Origin of the sequence: Paenibacillus sp. 7523-1 (assembly GCF_002276415.1) — a bacterium.
In the GTDB taxonomy this organism is placed as follows: domain Bacteria; phylum Bacillota; class Bacilli; order Paenibacillales; family Paenibacillaceae; genus Paenibacillus; species Paenibacillus illinoisensis_A.
The window spans coordinates 1-18246 of record NZ_NPBR01000001.1; the positions used below are offsets into that span (position 1 = coordinate 1).

General features: G+C 43.0%; 20 protein-coding genes. 17 read left to right on the top strand and 3 right to left on the bottom strand.

What is annotated here, in order from left to right:
• Positions 1–222 precede the first annotated feature (222 nt).
• From CHH60_RS00005 to CHH60_RS00040, 8 genes are all read left to right on the top strand, one after another.
• Complete coding sequence (locus CHH60_RS00005; protein ID WP_095357301.1) at positions 223–1005, top strand: cupin domain-containing protein; 783 nt, start codon at positions 223–225, stop codon at positions 1003–1005.
• A gap of 92 nt (positions 1006–1097) precedes the next feature.
• Positions 1098–1544 (top strand): carboxymuconolactone decarboxylase family protein, encoded by a 447-nt coding sequence (locus tag CHH60_RS00010; RefSeq protein ID WP_095357302.1) that lies wholly within the window; start codon positions 1098–1100, stop codon positions 1542–1544.
• Between the two features lie 35 nt (positions 1545–1579).
• Positions 1580–2509 (top strand): sigma-70 family RNA polymerase sigma factor, encoded by a 930-nt coding sequence (locus tag CHH60_RS00015; protein WP_095357303.1) that lies wholly within the window; start codon positions 1580–1582, stop codon positions 2507–2509.
• 259 nt (positions 2510–2768) lie between these two features.
• Complete coding sequence (locus tag CHH60_RS00020; RefSeq protein ID WP_095357304.1) at positions 2769–3452, top strand: DUF1361 domain-containing protein; 684 nt, start codon at positions 2769–2771, stop codon at positions 3450–3452.
• 231 nt (positions 3453–3683) lie between these two features.
• The gene (locus CHH60_RS00025) at positions 3684–4145 is read left to right on the top strand and encodes a hypothetical protein (RefSeq protein WP_095357305.1); all 462 of its coding nucleotides are present in this window, start codon (positions 3684–3686) and stop codon (positions 4143–4145) included.
• Positions 4142–4624 (top strand): hypothetical protein, encoded by a 483-nt coding sequence (locus CHH60_RS00030; RefSeq protein WP_095357306.1) that lies wholly within the window; start codon positions 4142–4144, stop codon positions 4622–4624. The genes CHH60_RS00025 and CHH60_RS00030 overlap by 4 nt, the downstream gene beginning before the upstream one ends.
• 47 nt (positions 4625–4671) lie before the next feature.
• Entirely contained in the window at positions 4672–5226 is a 555-nt protein-coding gene (locus CHH60_RS00035) for a CPCC family cysteine-rich protein (protein ID WP_255247749.1), read from the top strand.
• A gap of 45 nt (positions 5227–5271) precedes the next feature.
• A complete protein-coding gene (locus tag CHH60_RS00040; RefSeq protein WP_095357307.1) occupies positions 5272–6300 on the top strand; it encodes a serine hydrolase domain-containing protein in 1029 nt (342 codons plus the stop codon).
• Between the two features lie 95 nt (positions 6301–6395).
• Here the strand turns inward: CHH60_RS00040 and CHH60_RS00045 are convergent, their stop codons facing one another.
• On the bottom strand, positions 6396–7418 hold the full coding sequence (locus CHH60_RS00045) for a serine hydrolase domain-containing protein (protein ID WP_095357308.1): 1023 nt from the start codon (positions 7416–7418) through the stop codon (positions 6396–6398).
• A 183-nt stretch (positions 7419–7601) separates the two neighbouring features.
• Between CHH60_RS00045 and CHH60_RS00050 the strand changes: the two genes are divergently transcribed.
• The 4 genes from CHH60_RS00050 to CHH60_RS00065 all read left to right on the top strand — a co-directional run bounded on the left by CHH60_RS00050 (position 7602) and on the right by CHH60_RS00065 (position 11434).
• Entirely contained in the window at positions 7602–8669 is a 1068-nt protein-coding gene (locus tag CHH60_RS00050) for an ankyrin repeat domain-containing protein (RefSeq protein WP_441339367.1), read from the top strand.
• Between the two features lie 302 nt (positions 8670–8971).
• On the top strand, positions 8972–10276 hold the full coding sequence (locus tag CHH60_RS00055; RefSeq protein ID WP_095357310.1) for an SPFH domain-containing protein: 1305 nt from the start codon (positions 8972–8974) through the stop codon (positions 10274–10276).
• Positions 10276–11019: a hypothetical protein gene (locus tag CHH60_RS00060; protein ID WP_095357311.1), complete on the top strand. Its 744-nt coding sequence runs from the start codon at positions 10276–10278 to the stop codon at positions 11017–11019. The genes CHH60_RS00055 and CHH60_RS00060 overlap by 1 nt, the downstream gene beginning before the upstream one ends.
• Positions 11020–11038: 19 nt before the next feature.
• On the top strand, positions 11039–11434 hold the full coding sequence (locus tag CHH60_RS00065; protein WP_095357312.1) for a hypothetical protein: 396 nt from the start codon (positions 11039–11041) through the stop codon (positions 11432–11434).
• Between the two features lie 452 nt (positions 11435–11886).
• Here the strand turns inward: CHH60_RS00065 and CHH60_RS00070 are convergent, their stop codons facing one another.
• Positions 11887–12609 carry a hypothetical protein gene (locus tag CHH60_RS00070; RefSeq protein ID WP_095357313.1) on the bottom strand — a complete coding sequence of 241 codons (723 nt, stop codon included), beginning with the start codon at positions 12607–12609 and terminating at the stop codon, positions 11887–11889.
• A 185-nt stretch (positions 12610–12794) separates the two neighbouring features.
• On the opposite strand from CHH60_RS00070, the gene CHH60_RS00075 reads away from it, so the two are divergent.
• Complete coding sequence (locus tag CHH60_RS00075) at positions 12795–13367, top strand: cupin domain-containing protein (protein WP_095357314.1); 573 nt, start codon at positions 12795–12797, stop codon at positions 13365–13367.
• Positions 13368–13519: 152 nt separating this feature from the next.
• A complete protein-coding gene (locus CHH60_RS00080; protein ID WP_095357315.1) occupies positions 13520–14203 on the top strand; it encodes a hypothetical protein in 684 nt (227 codons plus the stop codon).
• 132 nt (positions 14204–14335) lie between these two features.
• Here CHH60_RS00080 and CHH60_RS00085 read toward each other — a convergent pair whose 3' ends face one another.
• The gene (locus CHH60_RS00085; protein ID WP_095286386.1) at positions 14336–15220 is read right to left on the bottom strand and encodes a LysR family transcriptional regulator; all 885 of its coding nucleotides are present in this window, start codon (positions 15218–15220) and stop codon (positions 14336–14338) included.
• Between the two features lie 112 nt (positions 15221–15332).
• Here CHH60_RS00085 and zwf point away from each other — a divergent pair, with 112 nt between their 5' ends.
• The 3 genes from zwf to CHH60_RS00100 form a co-directional block, all read left to right on the top strand.
• Entirely contained in the window at positions 15333–16856 is a 1524-nt protein-coding gene (gene zwf, locus CHH60_RS00090) for a glucose-6-phosphate dehydrogenase (protein WP_095357316.1), read from the top strand.
• Positions 16857–16890: 34 nt separating this feature from the next.
• The gene (fsa, locus tag CHH60_RS00095) at positions 16891–17556 is read left to right on the top strand and encodes a fructose-6-phosphate aldolase (RefSeq protein WP_095357317.1); all 666 of its coding nucleotides are present in this window, start codon (positions 16891–16893) and stop codon (positions 17554–17556) included.
• Between the two features lie 71 nt (positions 17557–17627).
• Positions 17628–18246, top strand: a 619-nt coding sequence (locus CHH60_RS00100; protein WP_176475917.1) for an NAD(P)-binding domain-containing protein, incomplete at its 3' end; no start/stop codon positions are given.

Genomic DNA, 18246 nt, shown 5'->3' on the forward strand with positions numbered 1-18246 from the left:
TCAGCATTGACAGACAGGATCTAGAGTATAAGGTAATCACCTTCCTTTACTCTTGATCCTGTTTGTTTATATTAGAACCCTTGAAATGGCTCAAGGGTTTTTCATGTTTTTATTTGTCCCGAAATCGGCTCCTGCAAAATTGGGCTCACGCATAAATGCCCAGGGCATAAGCTGGCGTATAGGTTTTTACCTAAACCATGAGCGAAGGGCAGGCGTTAAATTTTGGCGACTTCTTATATGGATTATACGTTACCAACCACACAGTTCACGTTTGATGTGAACCAGAATCAATTGTTCAAAAAGGATGAAAATAACTACATCAATTCCCTATCAATTAAACAGCTAAATACATTAGGAAATGCATCCCTGCTGGATATTTATTTGAGTACTGGCAATGTCGTTGAACCTCACATACATCAAAATGCAACAGAACTGGTCTATTGTATTAGTGGTTCTGCAGTCGTATCCCTCATTAACCCCTTTACCAACGAGTTATTAAACTTCCCTATTAGTCCTGGCCAAGTAGCGAATGTTCCCCAAGGCTGGTGGCATTATGAAGTTGCGACGGTTGATCAGACTCACCTGCTGGCTATTTTCGATGCTCCGGTCCCAGAAGCGATATTTGGTTCAGACATTTTGCGTCTGACGCCTGCAAGTGTACTGGCCCATACGTATTGTCTGGATGAGAACAAGGTTAAAGAGACTTTAGCTCCTATTCAAAAGACGGTATTCATTGGACCGCCTGCAGATTGTGCAACTCAAGTGTCACCAGCTGCCGATAACATGCCTAAACCAAACAGCCAGCCGAACGTCCAACCAAACATTCAACCAAACGTTCAGCCTTATGTACAGATGCAATACGCGCCAAGTCCGGAATTTATTTACCCCGATCCAATGAATCCGACGTATGGGCATCATCCAAATGCTGCTTATGTACCATCAGAGTCAGATTATATGCCGTACACTGTACAGCGTCCTATTATTGGTAATGGTTGGAGATACTAATTATCCTCCATAATTTTTTTATGAAATGAATGTCACAGATTCATCTGTTCATTTGTCTTCAGTATGTACACTACAATACGGAGGCGAATGAGATGACTTTGAGAATGAATTACAGAGCAGCGAATCCGGGGGCTTTCAAGGCATTAATGGCAATGGAGCAGTTTATATCGGGTCAATTTGAAGATAAAGTATTATATGAACTGTTAAAAATCAGAGTTTCACAAATCAATGGTTGTGCCTTCTGTCTTGATATGCATGCCAAAGATCTGATGAAGCTGGGTGATTATGCAGATCATATCTTGCTGCTTAGCGTTTGGCGCGAAGCTCCTTTATTTACGGAAAAAGAACGTGTTATGCTTGAACTGGCTGAAGCTGTGACCCGAGTTTCTGAACAAGGGGTTCCACTGGAAATATACAATAAGGTCCGGGAACACTTTAGTGAAGCAGAACTGGTAGATCTGGTTATGGCGATCAATACCATTAACAACTGGAACCGAATCGCAATCACGACAGGCATGTATCCAGGCTGCTTTAATTAAACATTTCAAATACCGCTGCCAGAGGAGGCCTTCATATGAATCCTGATAAACTCACCACTGAACCGGAAGAGTCTTCTCTGGAAGTTGGTGAACTGTATATCCGTTATAAAGCGTATGCGTTCTCCATTGCTTATCGAATGCTTGGGAGTGTTATGGAGGCAGAGGATGTCGTACAGGACTGCTTTGCAGGGCTGCAAAGCAAATCTGACGAGATTATCCGTAATCCCAAATCTTACATTGCCAAACTTGTAGTAAATCGGAGCCTGAATCTGCTGAATTCCGCACGCAATCAAAGAGAACATTATGTTGGTGAGTGGCTTCCGGAGCCGATAGGCGAGGCGCTGGATCTGCCTGAACAAACCTATGAGCAGAAAGAAATGATCTCCTATGCCTATATGGTACTGCTGGAACGTATGACACCCGTGGAGCGGGCTGTATTTGTACTTCGTGAAGCCTTTCAGTATGAGTACCGGGAGATTGCCGATTGGATTGGCAAAAAGGAGAGCAATTGCCGTCAAATTTTTAGTCGGGCCAGACGTAACCTGCCGGAGCAACTTCCGGATAAGGTCCAGACCACCACAGATGATGCTACCAAAGAAAAATTGCTCGCGCGTTTCACGACAGCCTTTCTTGCTTATGATGTGACGGCCATGCTCGAACTGCTCTCTGAACAACCAGTATTCACTGCTGACGGTGGTGGGCGGGTACATACGGTGATGAGAACGATGAAGGTTCACAAGGGTGTCCTAGCTCTTCTGACTTCACGGCGTGTGCTTACCCGATTAAGGGAGCGGGAGTGGGTGCCAACCATCATCAATGGAGAAGTGCAGATTGCACTCATGAACAATGGAGAGGTAAGCGAAGTCATATGCATTCAGTCCGACTTGTCCGGTCAACGAATTGAGGCGGTTTATCTGGTTGTGAATCCAGATAAATTAAGGACCATTGCAGCAGGAGGTCATTGAACGGCAATGGAGAAGAAAAAGTGAACAAATTAAAAGCGGCGTGCTCCTATCAACGGAACAGCCGCTTTTGTGCTATTCAAGTATGGATTCCAGTATTGGGATAATATTTTTCAAGGGACTTCATAGTAGTACCGAACTCAGATAAATTTGATTCTCACTGATTACGTGGTATGATCCTAATGTGGTGATTGATGCATTTTTTAGGATAAGGATGGAAGTGATCATTCGCAATTTCCGAAAATAAGTGAGGTAGGCACTATTGAGACAGCTGAATTATTTTAAAGTTTTTATGTTCCTAAGCGTAGTTACTGTGGTGACAGTAGGACTGTACTTTGCAGCTGCTGATTGGCTGGACCAACGTTATTACCGATTTCTCATCTGGAATATGTTTTTGGCTTGGATTCCTTTTGTTTTCTCTTATATAGCATATGGCTTCAGTGCATCGAAGTGGAGAGCTGCTCCATGGCTTGCGGTGGCAAGTGGGCTCTTATGGTTATTGTTTTTCCCGAATGCGTCTTATATCGTAACTGATCTTGTTCATTTGACGGCGAGAAGCTCCCGTTATTATGCTGGCAACGGTCTGGATTATAAGTATTGGTACGATCTGATTGTCTTGCTGATGTTTGTCTGGACAGGTCTGCTGCTTGGATTTCTGTCCATGTACCAGATCCAAGAGATCATACATCGGAAAATGGGAAATGTGGCATCATGGGTCTTTGTATTGGCGGGCTGTGCGTTGGGGAGTTACGGTGTATTGCTCGGCAGGGTCTACCGACTTAACAGCTGGGATGCATTAACTAATCGTGATTTGCTGTTTAACTTAATGATAGAAAGTATCAGTCGTCCATCGCTTGCGTTTTGCCTGTTTTTTGGCGTATTTATTCTCGCTATCTACGTGACGCTGTATTATCTAGTAAATGCAAAGTCTACAAATAAAAAGTGATGATTAACTGCCCGGGCTTTCTTCAGATGTCAAGAGAAAAGAATATACTCTGATTAATGTCGCTAATTTAGCGGCTTTTTTATTTTATTGGAGACATTCACCCAGAGAGCAGGATATTTTAGTGATAAAAAACAAACAAATCCATATGAAATAGCGTTTATTAAATGATATTGTTTCTTAATAAAGCTATACTTGGGGAGTATGGGTTATTAAACTAAATGAGGTGAATATATGAAAAAGTTATTGTTAAATAACTTGTTTGTTTATTTGGGATTATTACTAATAATGGTCTTGGTCTTTATATTAGGGCTAAAATATCAACAATATTTACAGCTAGAAGCTCGTACGACGTTTCAACCTCAAGCAAGTATTGTTTTTTCTGTTTTATTTCCAATGTTCTTTGGTGTATTACTTGGTTTGCTAAGGTTATTTGATTTACTGCGAAAGCCTGGAGAATGGAAAATAAATTGGATTAAGCTCTGTATATTCGGCATACCTTCACTCTATATCACTTTATTTCCGTTGTTGTATTGGTATGGTTTACCTATTTCATATTATGATTTTCCCTTGGGTTATCTATTGATCACTTCTGGAACAACACCTCATACCATTAGTGGCCTCATATTCGGTTTTTTATTATTTTACGTCATCGAAAGGGAATATCTAAGTGGTGAGGAAAAGAGGAGAATATGAAAAAATCAGACTGGTTTAAAGTAATCTTGATATTCTCACTGCTCGGGAATTTGGCATTTTTTCAAAATCATGAACGTGCAGGCAGGAAACAAGAAATTAAAAATGAATTATTGAATTCTTCCATTTACAGAGATCTAGCTCAACTTGAAGACACGATTCAGTACCAAATCGATCATAATTGGCAAAATGAAACCCTCGTTACAGAGAAACTTGATGATGCCCTTGATTCTATTCTCTTAAATCATGGAATGGAGGAAGACAATAAGAAAGACGATACGTTCTGGGCATTGCTCGAGTACTTGGATAAGTTCAAGTATAGTGAAGAACTTTTTGATGTAAGCTTAAATGATGAGCAGCGTGCTAATTTCATTGGTTTAGGCGAGAAACTTCGTTCAAACGGGTGGAGCTTTGAAAAGGGGTTTGATCTAAAGTGGGATGTATTTGAATCAAAAGTAAAGGGGCTTATAGCGGAATCTTAATAGGATAGAGAATAGCTACATAGTAAAGGTCTATATGGGGTGATATGGTGTTAAGGAAAGAAGCTATAAAGATAATCATAGAAAATGATATTACTAAACTTACTAGGGATGAACGTGAGGCCATGTTATGGAATTCTTGGGGAATCGATGAACATGACCCTGAGTTTCATTTTTTTTCAAAGGTGCTGCAGGAGGAACTATTAAGTTCAGATGTACCAACACATGATGTAATGGACAACCGGTATAATGAATTGTTATTGAAGGTTACAGAAGGCAGTTTCTACGGAATCCCTAACGAATATTTATCTAAACTCGTCTCAGAGATCGTAGGAAGCCATATTGAGGTTGAAGGCTACGTAGAGAAATTATTACCCTGTCCCTGTTGTCATTACGAAACCTTGGAACAACGAGGGGAATATGATATTTGTCCAGTTTGCTTCTGGGAGGACGATGGTAACAATGAACCAAGCCGGTATAGTGGACCCAACCATATGACCTTGTCAGAAGGTAGGAGTAATTACGAAAAGTATGGAGCTTGCTCTGAAAGAGAAGCTGAATTTGTAACTGCTAACCGTTATGAAATTTATAAAAAGGCAGATTAAGAAGGTATATTTGTTTGGAAAATCAATACAGTAGGTGAATAATAAATGACGAATATAACGGATCTAGCACGTAAAGTGGAAGAAGTAATGAATTCTAATGATTTTTCAGGAGTAGTTCTGTTAAAACAAAACGGACAGACACTCTTGAATCTGAGCCGGGGATACGCAAATCGCAGCGATGAGCTTCTCAATCAGATCGATACCCGATTTGGAATTGCATCAGGGTGCAAAATCTTCACGGCAGTGAGCATATGTCAACTGATTGAACAGGGCAGGCTGTCATATGACACAAAGCTTGTGGATGCATTGAATATTAATTCTTCTCTGTGGAACAAGGAGATTACCATTCATCAATTGCTAACGCACACCTCAGGCATACCGGATTACTTTGACGAAGAGGTCATGGAGGATTTCGCTGAATTGTGGGAAGAACGGCCTGTCTATTCCATGCGGAATGGGAGCGACTTTTTGCCGATGTTCCAGCATCTGCCGATGAAGTCAGCTCCGGGTGAACGTTTCCACTATAATAATGCGGGATTTATCGTTTTAGGCTTAATTGTGGAAGAACAATCGGGACAACCCTTCACGGAATATGTAAAGGAACACATTTTTAAACGTTGCGGAATGACGAATTCTGGTTATTTTTTGACCGATCAACTTCCTCGAAACACAGCAATCGGATATATCGACCATGAGGATGGAACCTGGAACACCAACATATTCTCAATCCCAATCAAGGGCGGGGCCGATGGTGGGGCGTATACAACAGCACCTGATATGATTCGTTTCTGGGATGGACTGTTAACTTATCAATTATTGAGTGAATCGACAACACAACATCTAATTACACCTCATGTTCATGAAGAAGGTGAGACTTACTATGGACGTGGTGTATGGGTTGATCAAAAAGATGAAGGGTTATTCAAAATACATGTCATGGGATTTGATCCTGGCGTGTCGTTTATGTCTTCGGTATATCCTGGACATGCTGCGCAACTGGTCGTTCTCTCCAATAAGGAGTCAGGTCCGTATCCGATAACGCGTGCAATTGAAGAGACAATTTTTGAGGTGTAACGAAGTAAAAATGTACGCAAATAACCCCAACCGATCGGAAAATATCCGGTCATGGTTGGGGTTAACGGGGTTATATATAAACTGATAGATGCGGTCTACAATAGACTAAGTAACTGTGGAGCGATCAATCTAGGGAAAACATCCAGAGGAGGCTTTTCCTTTTTTCGCTTGTCGTTCGTCAGGACCGTAACAAGCTCCAGCTCAGGAACAATGTATACAAACTGACCGCCGAATCCGCGGGCGTAATAATAGTCGAGTACAGTTTTGTTTTGGTCACCGCTGTTAATGGAGGTGGACTCTGAGAAGGGCGATGGTTCACGTTTTTCACTACATTCAGATGGATTATCAATCTTGCAAGTATCGACCCACCAATGCCAGCCGTAGCTCCCACGATTCGGTGGTGTCACGGGAATGAATGCTTCTGTAGAACGGTTAACCAGTTCACTTGAAATCAAACGCTCACCATGCCACATGCCTTCCTGCAAAAAGAGCTGACCGAATTTCAGCAAATCATCGGGCAGCATCTTTAACCCGAATCCTCCGGTATGTACACCCTGAGGATCACACTCCCACTGATACTCCGTAATCCCTAATGGACCAAATAAATAACGTTCTGCGAATCCAGCTACACTCATTCCTGTATGTTGCATGAGGATGGCCGCAAGAATTTGGGAGACCCCCGAATTGTATTCCATATGGGTTCCGGGCGTATGACTGAGACGTTGTTCCAACGCAAAGTTCACCCAATGTTCCGTGCGTGTCATACGTGGAAACGAATTCTGTCCGCCAAACTCATCCCAGTTGAAACCGGCTGTCATGGTGAGTAGCTGTTCCAGGGTGATTTGCGATTTCCGGGGGTCAGGATCTGAAACCAGCGCCGGAAAAAAGGCGGACAGTGGAGTAGATGCATCTGGTAGCCAACCGTGATCCATAGCGATACAGATAAGTGCAGACAGCACGCTTTTGGTGCAAGAATTGACTTTGGCGATCTGACTTGCTGCTTCCTGATTGCGATAATGCTTGTATATATTCTCCCCTCGCATGCTGACGAGACAGCTTCGCAGGTCCAATGACGGAATCTGTTGTTGAAATATAGATTGTACGGATGAAGGATTCATAATGTTCCTTTCTGAGGTTGGTAATAAAATAGGTGTTCATAATATTAGCATAGGATAGTGCAGAGCTCAAATGTGGTGAAGGAGATGAGATCCGTTTAGGCAAAAATATAGATCGAAGGTATAATAGAGTAGATGACTAAAAGTAGTTTTCTTATTAATATTAACCATTGGGAGGGTACACCTTTGTTCAAAATTGGAAGTCAAGGAACGTTTGAAACGCTGCCTGATTTCGCCATGGCAATCTATAAGGGAGATACTGCTGCTGTAGAAGAATCGATTAGCGAGGGTGTGGACTTGGAAGAATCGATCGCCCTCAGTAAATACATAGCTTTGACACCGCTAGAGCTTGCTCTGATCACCAATCAAAAGAAGATCGTAGAGTTATTCGTAGAGAACGGTGTCAATCTCAATATGAAAGGGAAGCCGGCTATTCTTACCGCAGCCAGATATGGCGGAGAAGAGGTCATCAGGTATCTGCACCACAAGGGTGCGAAGTTGACTGGTTTAAACAAGGTGAAATCGAGTGCGTACGATGAGGCCTATTACGGAAACAAAAAGAATATAGCTGTGCTGAACGAGCTAGGACTGGATATTCGGAAATTTGGTGGGAAAATATTGCGCACAGCTGTGTCTGACCATGATATGAGAACGATACAGTACTTGCTGGATGAAGGGGTAGACATTAACTATAATGAACCGGATATGGTGTACCCTTATAGAGCAACCCCGCTTACTGTCGCGGCTCGCAACAACAATATGAAGATGGTTCAGTTTCTCGTGGAACAGGGGGCAGATGTGACCATTCAGGAAAAGGACGGGGAACGGGCATACACGATTGCAGTTAGTCAAAAAAATGACGAGATGGCCGATTACTTAAAGGCTCGCGAACCGAAGGAATTCCATGACTTAAGTAACAAGTTGCATGCGTTAAAGCCTTACAAGCTGCCGAAGGAAATCGTTCATTTTCTTAACGAAGGACCACAGAAATTGGAATTGCCGGATAACGAATCAGGGATTAGATATGTAGATTTATTTAGTCTGTTAGACACTGTGGAGATGAAGATGGGCAGACAAAAACTGCTTCGTTTATCCGCGGATGTAGATCAATACTCCCATATTCATCTGGTCTGGAATCCCCGTAAAAAGCTTATTGGTTACGTTGATATAGAACATCAGGAATATGGGAACCTCGGAACGTTTGATGCATTTTTGAAGGAACCTGTACCATTTATCGAAGCGATTTTAAACTAGAAAACAGGAGTATACTTTTCATAAAGTTACTACGAAATTACATTTAAGCGTCTTTTGCATTCTAAATGCCAAAAGGCGTTTTTTTGCCTGGAGCAGAAATAATTATTTAGGAAAAATAACACAGGAAATATGAACTATTTTGATGCGAAAGGAGGTTAGAAATGGTAAAATAGCAATGCTTAAACAAGAATTCCGTAGAATAATATATAGTCGTTTAACTAGTTTGTTTAATAAGTGAGATTTTAGAATCATAGCCTGATTGAGCTTTTGTAGTAATCATATACTGAAGTGAGGAATTGAACATGGCAATTATTGATGTAATTAAGTATGATGGCTCACCGGATGTGTTTGCCTGGAAGCATCCAGAGAACGAACTGGGAACGTGGACCCAACTGATTGTGAATCAGTCACAACAAGCTATACTTTTCAAGGATGGAAGGGCGTTAGATTTATTCGGTCCGGGACGCCATACGTTGAGTACCGCAAATATTCCGATTTTAAACCGGATTGTTAACCTACCGTTCGGTGGGAAGTCACCTTTTGCAGCAGAAGTATGGTATGTAAACCAAGTAAGCGCTCTGGATGTCAAATGGGGAACAGCAAATCCGATTCAGATACAAGACCCCAAATATAACATTATCGTTCCTGTAAGGACTTTTGGACAGATGGGAATCAAAATTGCTGATTCACGCAAATTTCTGGTCAAGTTGGTAGGAACATTGCCTGAATTTAACCAAATCAATCTGGTCAATTATTTCCGTGGGCTAATCATTATGAATATCAACTCCATGTTGTCTTCCTATTTAGTACATAGAAAAGTTAGTGTCTTGGAAATCAACGCCTATATCGCAGAAATATCTCGGCATTTTGCAGATACAATAGCTTCTACATTTGATGAGTTCGGCATCGAGTTAATTAATCTTTATATTCACAATATCAATCTGCCTGAAGAGGACCCTTCGGTCATCCGGTTGAGGGAAGCACTGGCACGCAAAGCCGAGATGGATATTATCGGGTACACCTATCAGCAGGAACGTTCTTTCGATACGCTTGAAGGGGCAGCCAAAAATGAAGGAAGCATGCAGTCCGACATTATGGGTGCAGGGCTAGGTATGGGAATGGGTGTTGGTCTCGGAGGTTCCTTCAGCAGTGAAATGTCCCAAATGTCACGGGTAATGTCTACTACTGAAACACCAACCATGCAAATGTGTGAGCACTGCCACCATCCGAATCAGGAACAAGCCTCTTTTTGCAGTAAATGCGGTAAGTCTTTGAAAAAGGAAGCAGCATCAACGGATTGCAATAATTGTGGACATTCATTACAAAAGGGGACCAAATTTTGCCCTAATTGCGGTGACAAATATCATGCATGCCCTTCGTGCGGAGCAGATAATCAGGAGACCGCTGTAGAATGTATTCAGTGTCATCAGCCCATGCCAAGTCCTTGTCCAAAATGTAGCCACATGAATTCTGGAAATACCAAATTTTGCGGCAATTGTGGCACCAATCTGGCATTAAAATGCAGTCAATGTCAGCATGAAGTGAAACCGGGTCAGAAGTTCTGTCTGGATTGCGGACACAATCTGCAAGAGGGGGGACAGGTCTAGTGACTACGAAACAAAGTAATTTCCTGATTTTAAATGCGATCTATCTGATCTGTATCGTGGTAACCTCTGTCGTTTCATTTACGATATTTAATGATGCGGTTGGGTCTGTTGCATTTTGGATCAATCTGGTCGCTTCCTACGTCGCGATTACTGCTATCTGGATATATGTACGTTATATCATGAGGAATTTGGAACAGGTTAAACGGTTTGTGCCTGGTTATACAGCATTGGGTGTAGTTGCAGTCATGTACCTCCTTTGTGTAGTCTTTTACTCCCTATTCACAAGCATAGCTCATCTTTCACTTCGCTTATTCACGTTAGCACATATCGTAACATTGGCCCTGACATTGATTCTGTGCGGCATTATTTTGATTTATATTCGAAATATGCAACGTCAGGAAGCAGGCGTGCAAACGAAAATGGTAACCCTGCAGCAAATCGAAAAAGCTCTTCAACAATTACATCATACGCTGGGAAATCCTCTAACAGCATCCATGGATGAGCAGAGGAGAGATGTCATATCCCTCATTGAGCTAGTAAGATACAGTGATCCCATTACTCCAGATTCACTTACATATAACGATCACCAAGTTTTGCTGGATATTGAATTATTGAATAGTGAGCTTGCCAATCAATATGCTTCCGGTGAAGGGATTAACAGCGAGCGGCTTGCTGGGCAATTATCACAATTAAAATACCGGTTAACTGAGCGGAATCGACAATTAATCGCTAGCAAATCATGAGTTTTCAGGAGGAAAAGCTGTGAAAAAATTTTTCGGGATCATCTTAATTTTGATTTCATCGCTAACTATTCTTTTCTCGCTGTTTTTAGTATCAGAAGGCACGGATGTTGCCGTCATTAGTACCATTATATTCTTTGTACCTGGTGTTATCGTGCTTGTAACGGGGATTAAAATGTGTAGTAAACCGAAATTTCACCCTCATACTTATGGGGCTGATCCTTACCACCACCACTCCAATCATGAAGAATATTACGAGGAAGAATATGATGAAGAGTATGAACAACATGAAGATGAGTTTGAGAAACCCCAAGAGGCTGTTTCGGTTAATTGCCCTGGATGTGGAGCCAAAGCAAAAGTATATCCAAATATGTCGACAGAATGTGAATACTGTGGAACGACAGTTCGAATATCCTGAGCCTAGGTATTTGATAACGATATGATTTAGTTCAAGTTACAGCAGCAACACGGTTAGCTACACGAGTAACAACAGCTACACAAGCCACAACACCTATAATTTCAACAATATGGACTTGTCCAATATAGGAAATGATAGAGAAGCAGATAATAGAGAAGAAGATGAAGAACCTCAAGGGCCAGTATCGGTGAATTGTCCTGGATGCGGAGCGAAAGCGAAAGTCTATCCTAAACAATCAACAGATTGTGAGTATTGTGGAACAACGCTGCGGGCATCTTGATCTGGCTTGACTGAAGTGTAATTCAATTCTCTAGGATAAAGTTTGCGTGAGAAAACCTAAAATAGAATATTATAGGCATTCAAAAACGCCTCAGACCTCATTTCCATTCAGGTCGGGGGCGTTATTTATATTGCAGTCTGGGCTACAAGAGTGCTAGAAAAGAAGAGTCTTATCAGAGTATCCCTTGATCATGGACAATTCCGACAAGGATGTGGTCCTGACCGATCTTTTCAAATACCAGACGCAGTGTATGCCAATCTCTTCCCTGTGCATCTGAGCCTTTAACATGAAATTCAACGAAATCATGATTGGCCTCGGGATATATCTCGTGTAAATTGCCAGGATGAGCATCTTGGCCAAGAATAACATTCACGGCGTTTTCGCCATCATGAATAAAGTCCTTGTTATACACATATTGAAGATGATAATCCGCATAGTTCATTTTGATTTTGTCATGATCCATATCAGGTACAGTTCGCCATACATATCTGGTAGGATCTCTCATTAGGTTGCTAATCTCGTCTGGTGTGAACACCAGATCATGGACTGGGTCAATGTTGGCAAAAGGGGAGAAGCGGACCCCATCCGCTGAAGCCCATGAAGCTACAGTCTCCATGTCTTTTTCTTGAAGAGCTTTAATAATGCTTGTGGATACTTCGGTAACGGACAGTGACTGACCCTCCTGGGGTTCACTGGACTTCTTGTTAGTTCGGGCTCCTTGTGATAATGCTTCACTTTCCGCCGCTGGATAGCTTTCCATCTGGATTTCCTGTCGTTTCTGCATGTTCTCTAGGGTTTGAATCTCCGAACGCTCATCAGGAGCTGAACTATAGGCTGCCAGAGCTAAAGTGACGATAATCCCGAGTGCGAGATATGTGATTGTATTCCACTTCAAATGATAATCCCACCTTTCCGTCCTTATATGTTCTTACCCGCATATACGCCATGACTCACAAGAAAATACAGACAGACCAAGGATTAAAGATATTATATACAGCCCCCTTTTAACAGCATGATCTCAATGCTCCGGGAATACATTACAACAATGAGATGTTCGCCCATAAGGAGGAAAAAATTAGCATGATCAATCCGATTTTGCAAATCCCGAATATTCAGCTCGCAGGTGATTCCACTGTTGTACTGAACTATCAGCGAGATCCGCGAAATTATGTTACGCAGTTATTCGGGGAACAACTGCCCACCATTCAAAATGGCTTTTTCAATGTACACATGAGCAAGGGGATTATTGTTCAGCCTCACTGGCATACCAACACGACTGAAATGATTGTTCTGATTAGTGGAGAGATTACTACTTCCGTGTTTGATCCCTTTGCCCGCAGGCGGATTAATTATCATTTGAAACCCGGCCAAGTCTCCATCTTCCCCAAAGGATGGTTTCACTGGTTTGTGGCAGATACGGACGATGTTCACTTGCTGACCATCTTTGATCAGCCCACGCCTGATATTGTGCTGGGGGCAGACTTCCTGGCTGCAACACCTCCTGAGGTGGCGCATAGAGCCTACTGCATTGACGAAGAAGCTTATGCCCAAGCGGTTGCATCCATACAAAATGATGCGATCCTGGGACCGCCAATTGGTTGTGTGGAGTCCGTTTCGGATCAAGTGAACCCAGCATCTAAAACCAAAGGATGACTTTAGTTTCATTTCAGATCATGGCGAAGCCTGTGACCAGAATACACGTCTGGTTACTGGCTTTTGTTTTGCATAAATATACACATACAAGTTTCTTGGTTAATATAGATTTAGCATGTAATCATACATAGGGTTAACGGAGGGGAACATTGATGACGACAATGGATACGGTATTGCTGGAAAAAGCGATGAGTTATGCGCCCATTCTGATGTTTGATCAGAACGAACCGTTTTATCCAGATCTAGTTGGTATTTCACTGCTCGAGAAACCTGGTCCTTCACCTTCGTTTAGGCGGGAGATCCTTTTCCCGATTGAGGCCGTGCAATTTGTGATTGAGTATGCGATATGGTGGGATTATGAGATAGGGCACCTGTATGAAATGGAACATGTATGGATCTATGTGGGGCATGATGGAGAGGTAGTGGATTGTGAAGCCAGTTTTCATGGTAAAGTACTGCGCGGGATGCTGAAGGATCGGGTGAATATGGTTGATCGTCACGTATGCCTCTATTCACAGCCAGGTAAACACGCGTTCTCCCCGCTTCCTGTCGTGTTTGAGCTGCTTCCCGATTTGTATTCCGCTGCAGGTATCCAAGCTGGATGTGATGGCCTTTTGGTAAAGGACTTGTTCAAGAATTATTTTGAGACCAATGAAGTCATTGATGCACGGGTAAGGAAATATCTCCAGACCAAAGCCTTTGTGCCGACAATGCAGTTTGAGGAGTACTTACTAGGGCCGGAGAAGTTTGTAACGTGGGACAGGCTGTATGAGATGATTCCACAGCGAATCAGGAGCCGTCTAGCAGAACTGGAGCAAATGTACGGAGCGCAATGAGCATACAGCAGTCGGCAGTTTTATAGGAGTGAAAATCGAAATTTATCATTAGTCACTAAATAGTCGTCAATAAACAAGTGCTTCTTATTCCTAACCAGGAGTAGAAGCACTTGTTTGTGTTAAGGGAGTTATTTAACTTTTAAAAATAAGGTCCATAAATCGATTGGCTGCCAGGGAAATAGGCATATTCCGTTTGGTCATAATCCCCACATGTGAAGGGGGAAGAGGGACATCGAGCTGAATTTCAAACAGTGAACCTTCTTCCAGCTCCTTGGAGATAAACTCACGGGTTACATAGGAAATACCCAATCCCCGCCGTGCGAATTCAATGAGCAGATCCACGCTCCCGACCTCAATTTCAGGCTTTAGTGTGTAACCGTAGCTATTAAACAATTCCGTAATGGCCATCCGAACCCGGCTGTTCCGCGAGAAGAGAATAAGCTGGTGTTCAAGCAGCATATCCAGTGTCATGACTTTGTCCTTCAACTGGGCATAACGTTCGCCTGCGACAAAGCAATCCTTGAGCTGAATGCTTTCGCGGACTTCCAGCTGCGGATCAACAATCGGCATCCGTACAACACCGAGATCAATTTTGCCCTCTTTCAGAAAGGTAATGACTTCAGGCGTTGTCCCATGACTTAGATGCAGCTTAATGTTGGGATAGAGAGTATGGAATTCTTCCAGGTAGGCAAGCATGTAATGCTTGAACAAGGAGTCACTGCCGCCGATTCGAAGCTCTCCACTGTCGAGACTTTTCAATGCAGCCATTTTCTCTTCCGCAAGTGAGATCAGGATCTGGGATTGCTCAATATAGGAATATAGGCTAACGCCTTCCTGAGTCAATGCCACTCCTTTGGAATTTCGATAAAACAACGTAAGGCCGAAACTCTCCTCCAGCTGCTTGATGGCATGGCTGACGCTGGGTTGAGTGATATAGAGTGCCTTGGCGGCTTGAGTCAAACTTCCGGTTTTGGCAGCCCAGTAAAAGACTTTATATAACTCATAATTTGTTGTCATAGATATTATCTATAGCTCCTGTGAAATATATTAATTACTTGTATGGCTATAAAACGTATTATAGTGTAACTACAGCAAAGAAACCAGAGTTACTTGGAAGGAGAACGGTGATATGGAACCAACGAGCATTATTTTATTTGGTGCTACTGGCGATTTAGCCAAAAGAAAAATATATCCTGCCTTATACAATTTATATATTGAGCAGAAACTTCCTGAAACCTTCTCACTGATTGGCCTGGGCCGCAGAGAATGGTCTGATGAATTTTTTCAGGCACAAGTTGAAAAGTCACTGAATGAATTCTCTAGACGCGAGCCGGATCCAGAACGTGTGAAGTCGTTCGTGCAGGCTTTTCGATACAATGTATTGAATATTAGCCATAAGGAAGATTATATACAGCTGTTAAAATTGGTTGAACAGAGAGAAGCAGAGCTGGGCATTCCGTCCAATCGCCTGTTCTATCTGTCTGTCGGCCCAGAATTCTTCGAACCGATCGCCGAAAATATCCAAAGCAGCGGACTTGGATCCACTGAAGGCTGGAAGCGCCTCGTAATTGAGAAACCGTTCGGTCATGATCTGCAATCGGCCCGTGATCTTAATCGCAAACTGAGTGAGGCGTTCACGGAAGAAGAGATCTATCGGATTGACCATTATCTCGGCAAACCGATGGTACAGCGTTTGGAAACCTTGCATCAGAGCAATCCGATCATGAAAGCATTGTGGAACAACCGTTACATCTCCAACGTGCAAATCACGGCCAACGAGACTGTAGGCGTGGAGGAGCGTGCTTCTTACTATGATCATGTTGGAGCCGTGCGGGATATGTTCCAGAATCACATGCTGCAATTGCTCATGATGATGGCTATCCAGCTTCCATACAACAGCACGACCGAAAAGGTTGGGCAGAAGAAAAAGCATATTATGGAATCGATCGAGCCGCTGCAGAAACAAAATGTGGGTGCAAGCGTGATTCGTGGACAATATGCTGAAGGATTCATCCAAGGCAAAGCGGTAAGCGCGTATGCTGCCGAGCCGGGCGTTGTTGAAAATACAATGAACGATACCTTTATTGCTGCGAAATTGCAGATTGATGATTTCTTCTGGCGCGGAGTTCCATTCTATATCCGCACAGGTAAACGAATGAAGGAGAAATCAACACGTATCGTCATTGAATTCAAGGAACCGTCTGGTCAATCAAATGCAGCGAAGAGCAATGGCTCTAAGCCAAACCTGCTTGTCATTGAAATGAGTCCTGACCAAAGCATGACACTTCAACTCAATGCGAGCGACCCTCAGAACAAAGGGGAATTCAAGCCGGTTCACATTGATTTGGCACCTGATCGGGAAGATCTGGCCGAAGCATATGAGAACCTGATCCGTGACGCCCTTCAAGGGGATCCAACGTTCTTCGCTCATTGGGATGAAGTTGAATTGTCCTGGGCTTGGGTTCAACCAATCTTGGAGGCATTTGAGGAAAATCTGCTGCCGCTTCATCTCTACCCTGCAGGCAGCTATGGTCCTGTGGAATCAGACGAGATGCTTGCTGCCGAAGGTCATCACTGGTGGTTCGATGAGCCTTCAGAACAATTCGCTGAAGATTCACTAGCTGCACCACTCGCTGTAAATTCAAACTTGTAATTCAAAAAAAACAAATTAACTGGAGGGTTTTAACATGAAATTTTTCATCGATACAGCAAACTTGGAAGACATCAAAAAAGCATACAAAATCGGCGTCCTGTCCGGTGTAACAACTAACCCATCACTGGTAGCCAAAGAAGGCATTAAATTCGAAGATCGCATTGAGGAAATCTTGCGTGAAGTACCTGAAGTTGAATCCGTATCTGCAGAAGTAACACCGGATGCCCTTACAGCTGAAGAAATGATCGCTCAAGCGAACGAACTGATCAAAATCAACAATAACGACAAAAACATTACAATCAAGCTGCCAATGACACTTGCAGGACTTGAAGCTTGCCGTTACCTGACCAAAAAAGGTGTTAAAACGAACGTAACGTTGATCTTCACTGTGAATCAGGCACTCCTTGCAGCACGCGCAGGCGCTACTTATGTATCCCCATTCCTCGGACGTCTTGATGATATCTCGGAAGATGGCGTTCAATTGGTTGCCAAAGTAGCTGAATTGTTCCGTACACATAACCTGGATGCTCAAATTATCGCAGCTTCCGTAAGACATCCAGACCACGTTACACGTGTAGCGATGGCTGGAGCACATATTGCTACGGTTCCATTCTCTGTAATTGAACAAATTTCCAAACACCCACTGACGGATCAAGGCATGGATAAATTCGCAGCGGACTGGAAAAAAACAGTTCAATAAGGTAACTTCTGATAAGCGAATTCAATCAGACTTAACGTTTCCTATAAAACAAAGAGCATGGGGAGGACATAATGAGTAAACAACAAATTGGTGTTATTGGACTTGCAGTAATGGGCAAAAACTTGGCCCTGAATATCGAAAGTAAGGGATTTTCCGTATCGGTGTTCAACCGTTCCCCGGAGAAAACGAATGATCTTCTGAAAGAAGCTGAGGGAAAAAACCTGACTGGCGCGTTCTCCATTGAAGAGTTCGTGGCATCCCTGGAATCCCCTCGCAAAATTCTGATCATGGTTCAAGCCGGTAAAGCGACTGACGCCACGATTGAACAATTGCTGCCTCATCTGGATGAGGGCGATATCATTATTGATGGAGGTAACGCCTACTTCCCTGACACGCAGCGTCGCAGCAAAGAGCTGGAAGAGAAAGGATTCCGTTTCATTGGCGCTGGTGTATCCGGCGGCGAAGAAGGCGCACTGAAAGGCCCAGCAATCATGCCAGGTGGTCAAGAAAGTGCATACGAACTGGTTGAACCGATTCTGACAGCGATCTCTGCCAAAGTTGGCGATGATGCCTGCAGCACGTACATCGGACCAGACGGTGCCGGACACTATGTCAAAATGGTGCACAACGGTATTGAATACGGAGATATGCAGTTGATTGGTGAAGCATACCACCTGCTCAAGTCCGTCC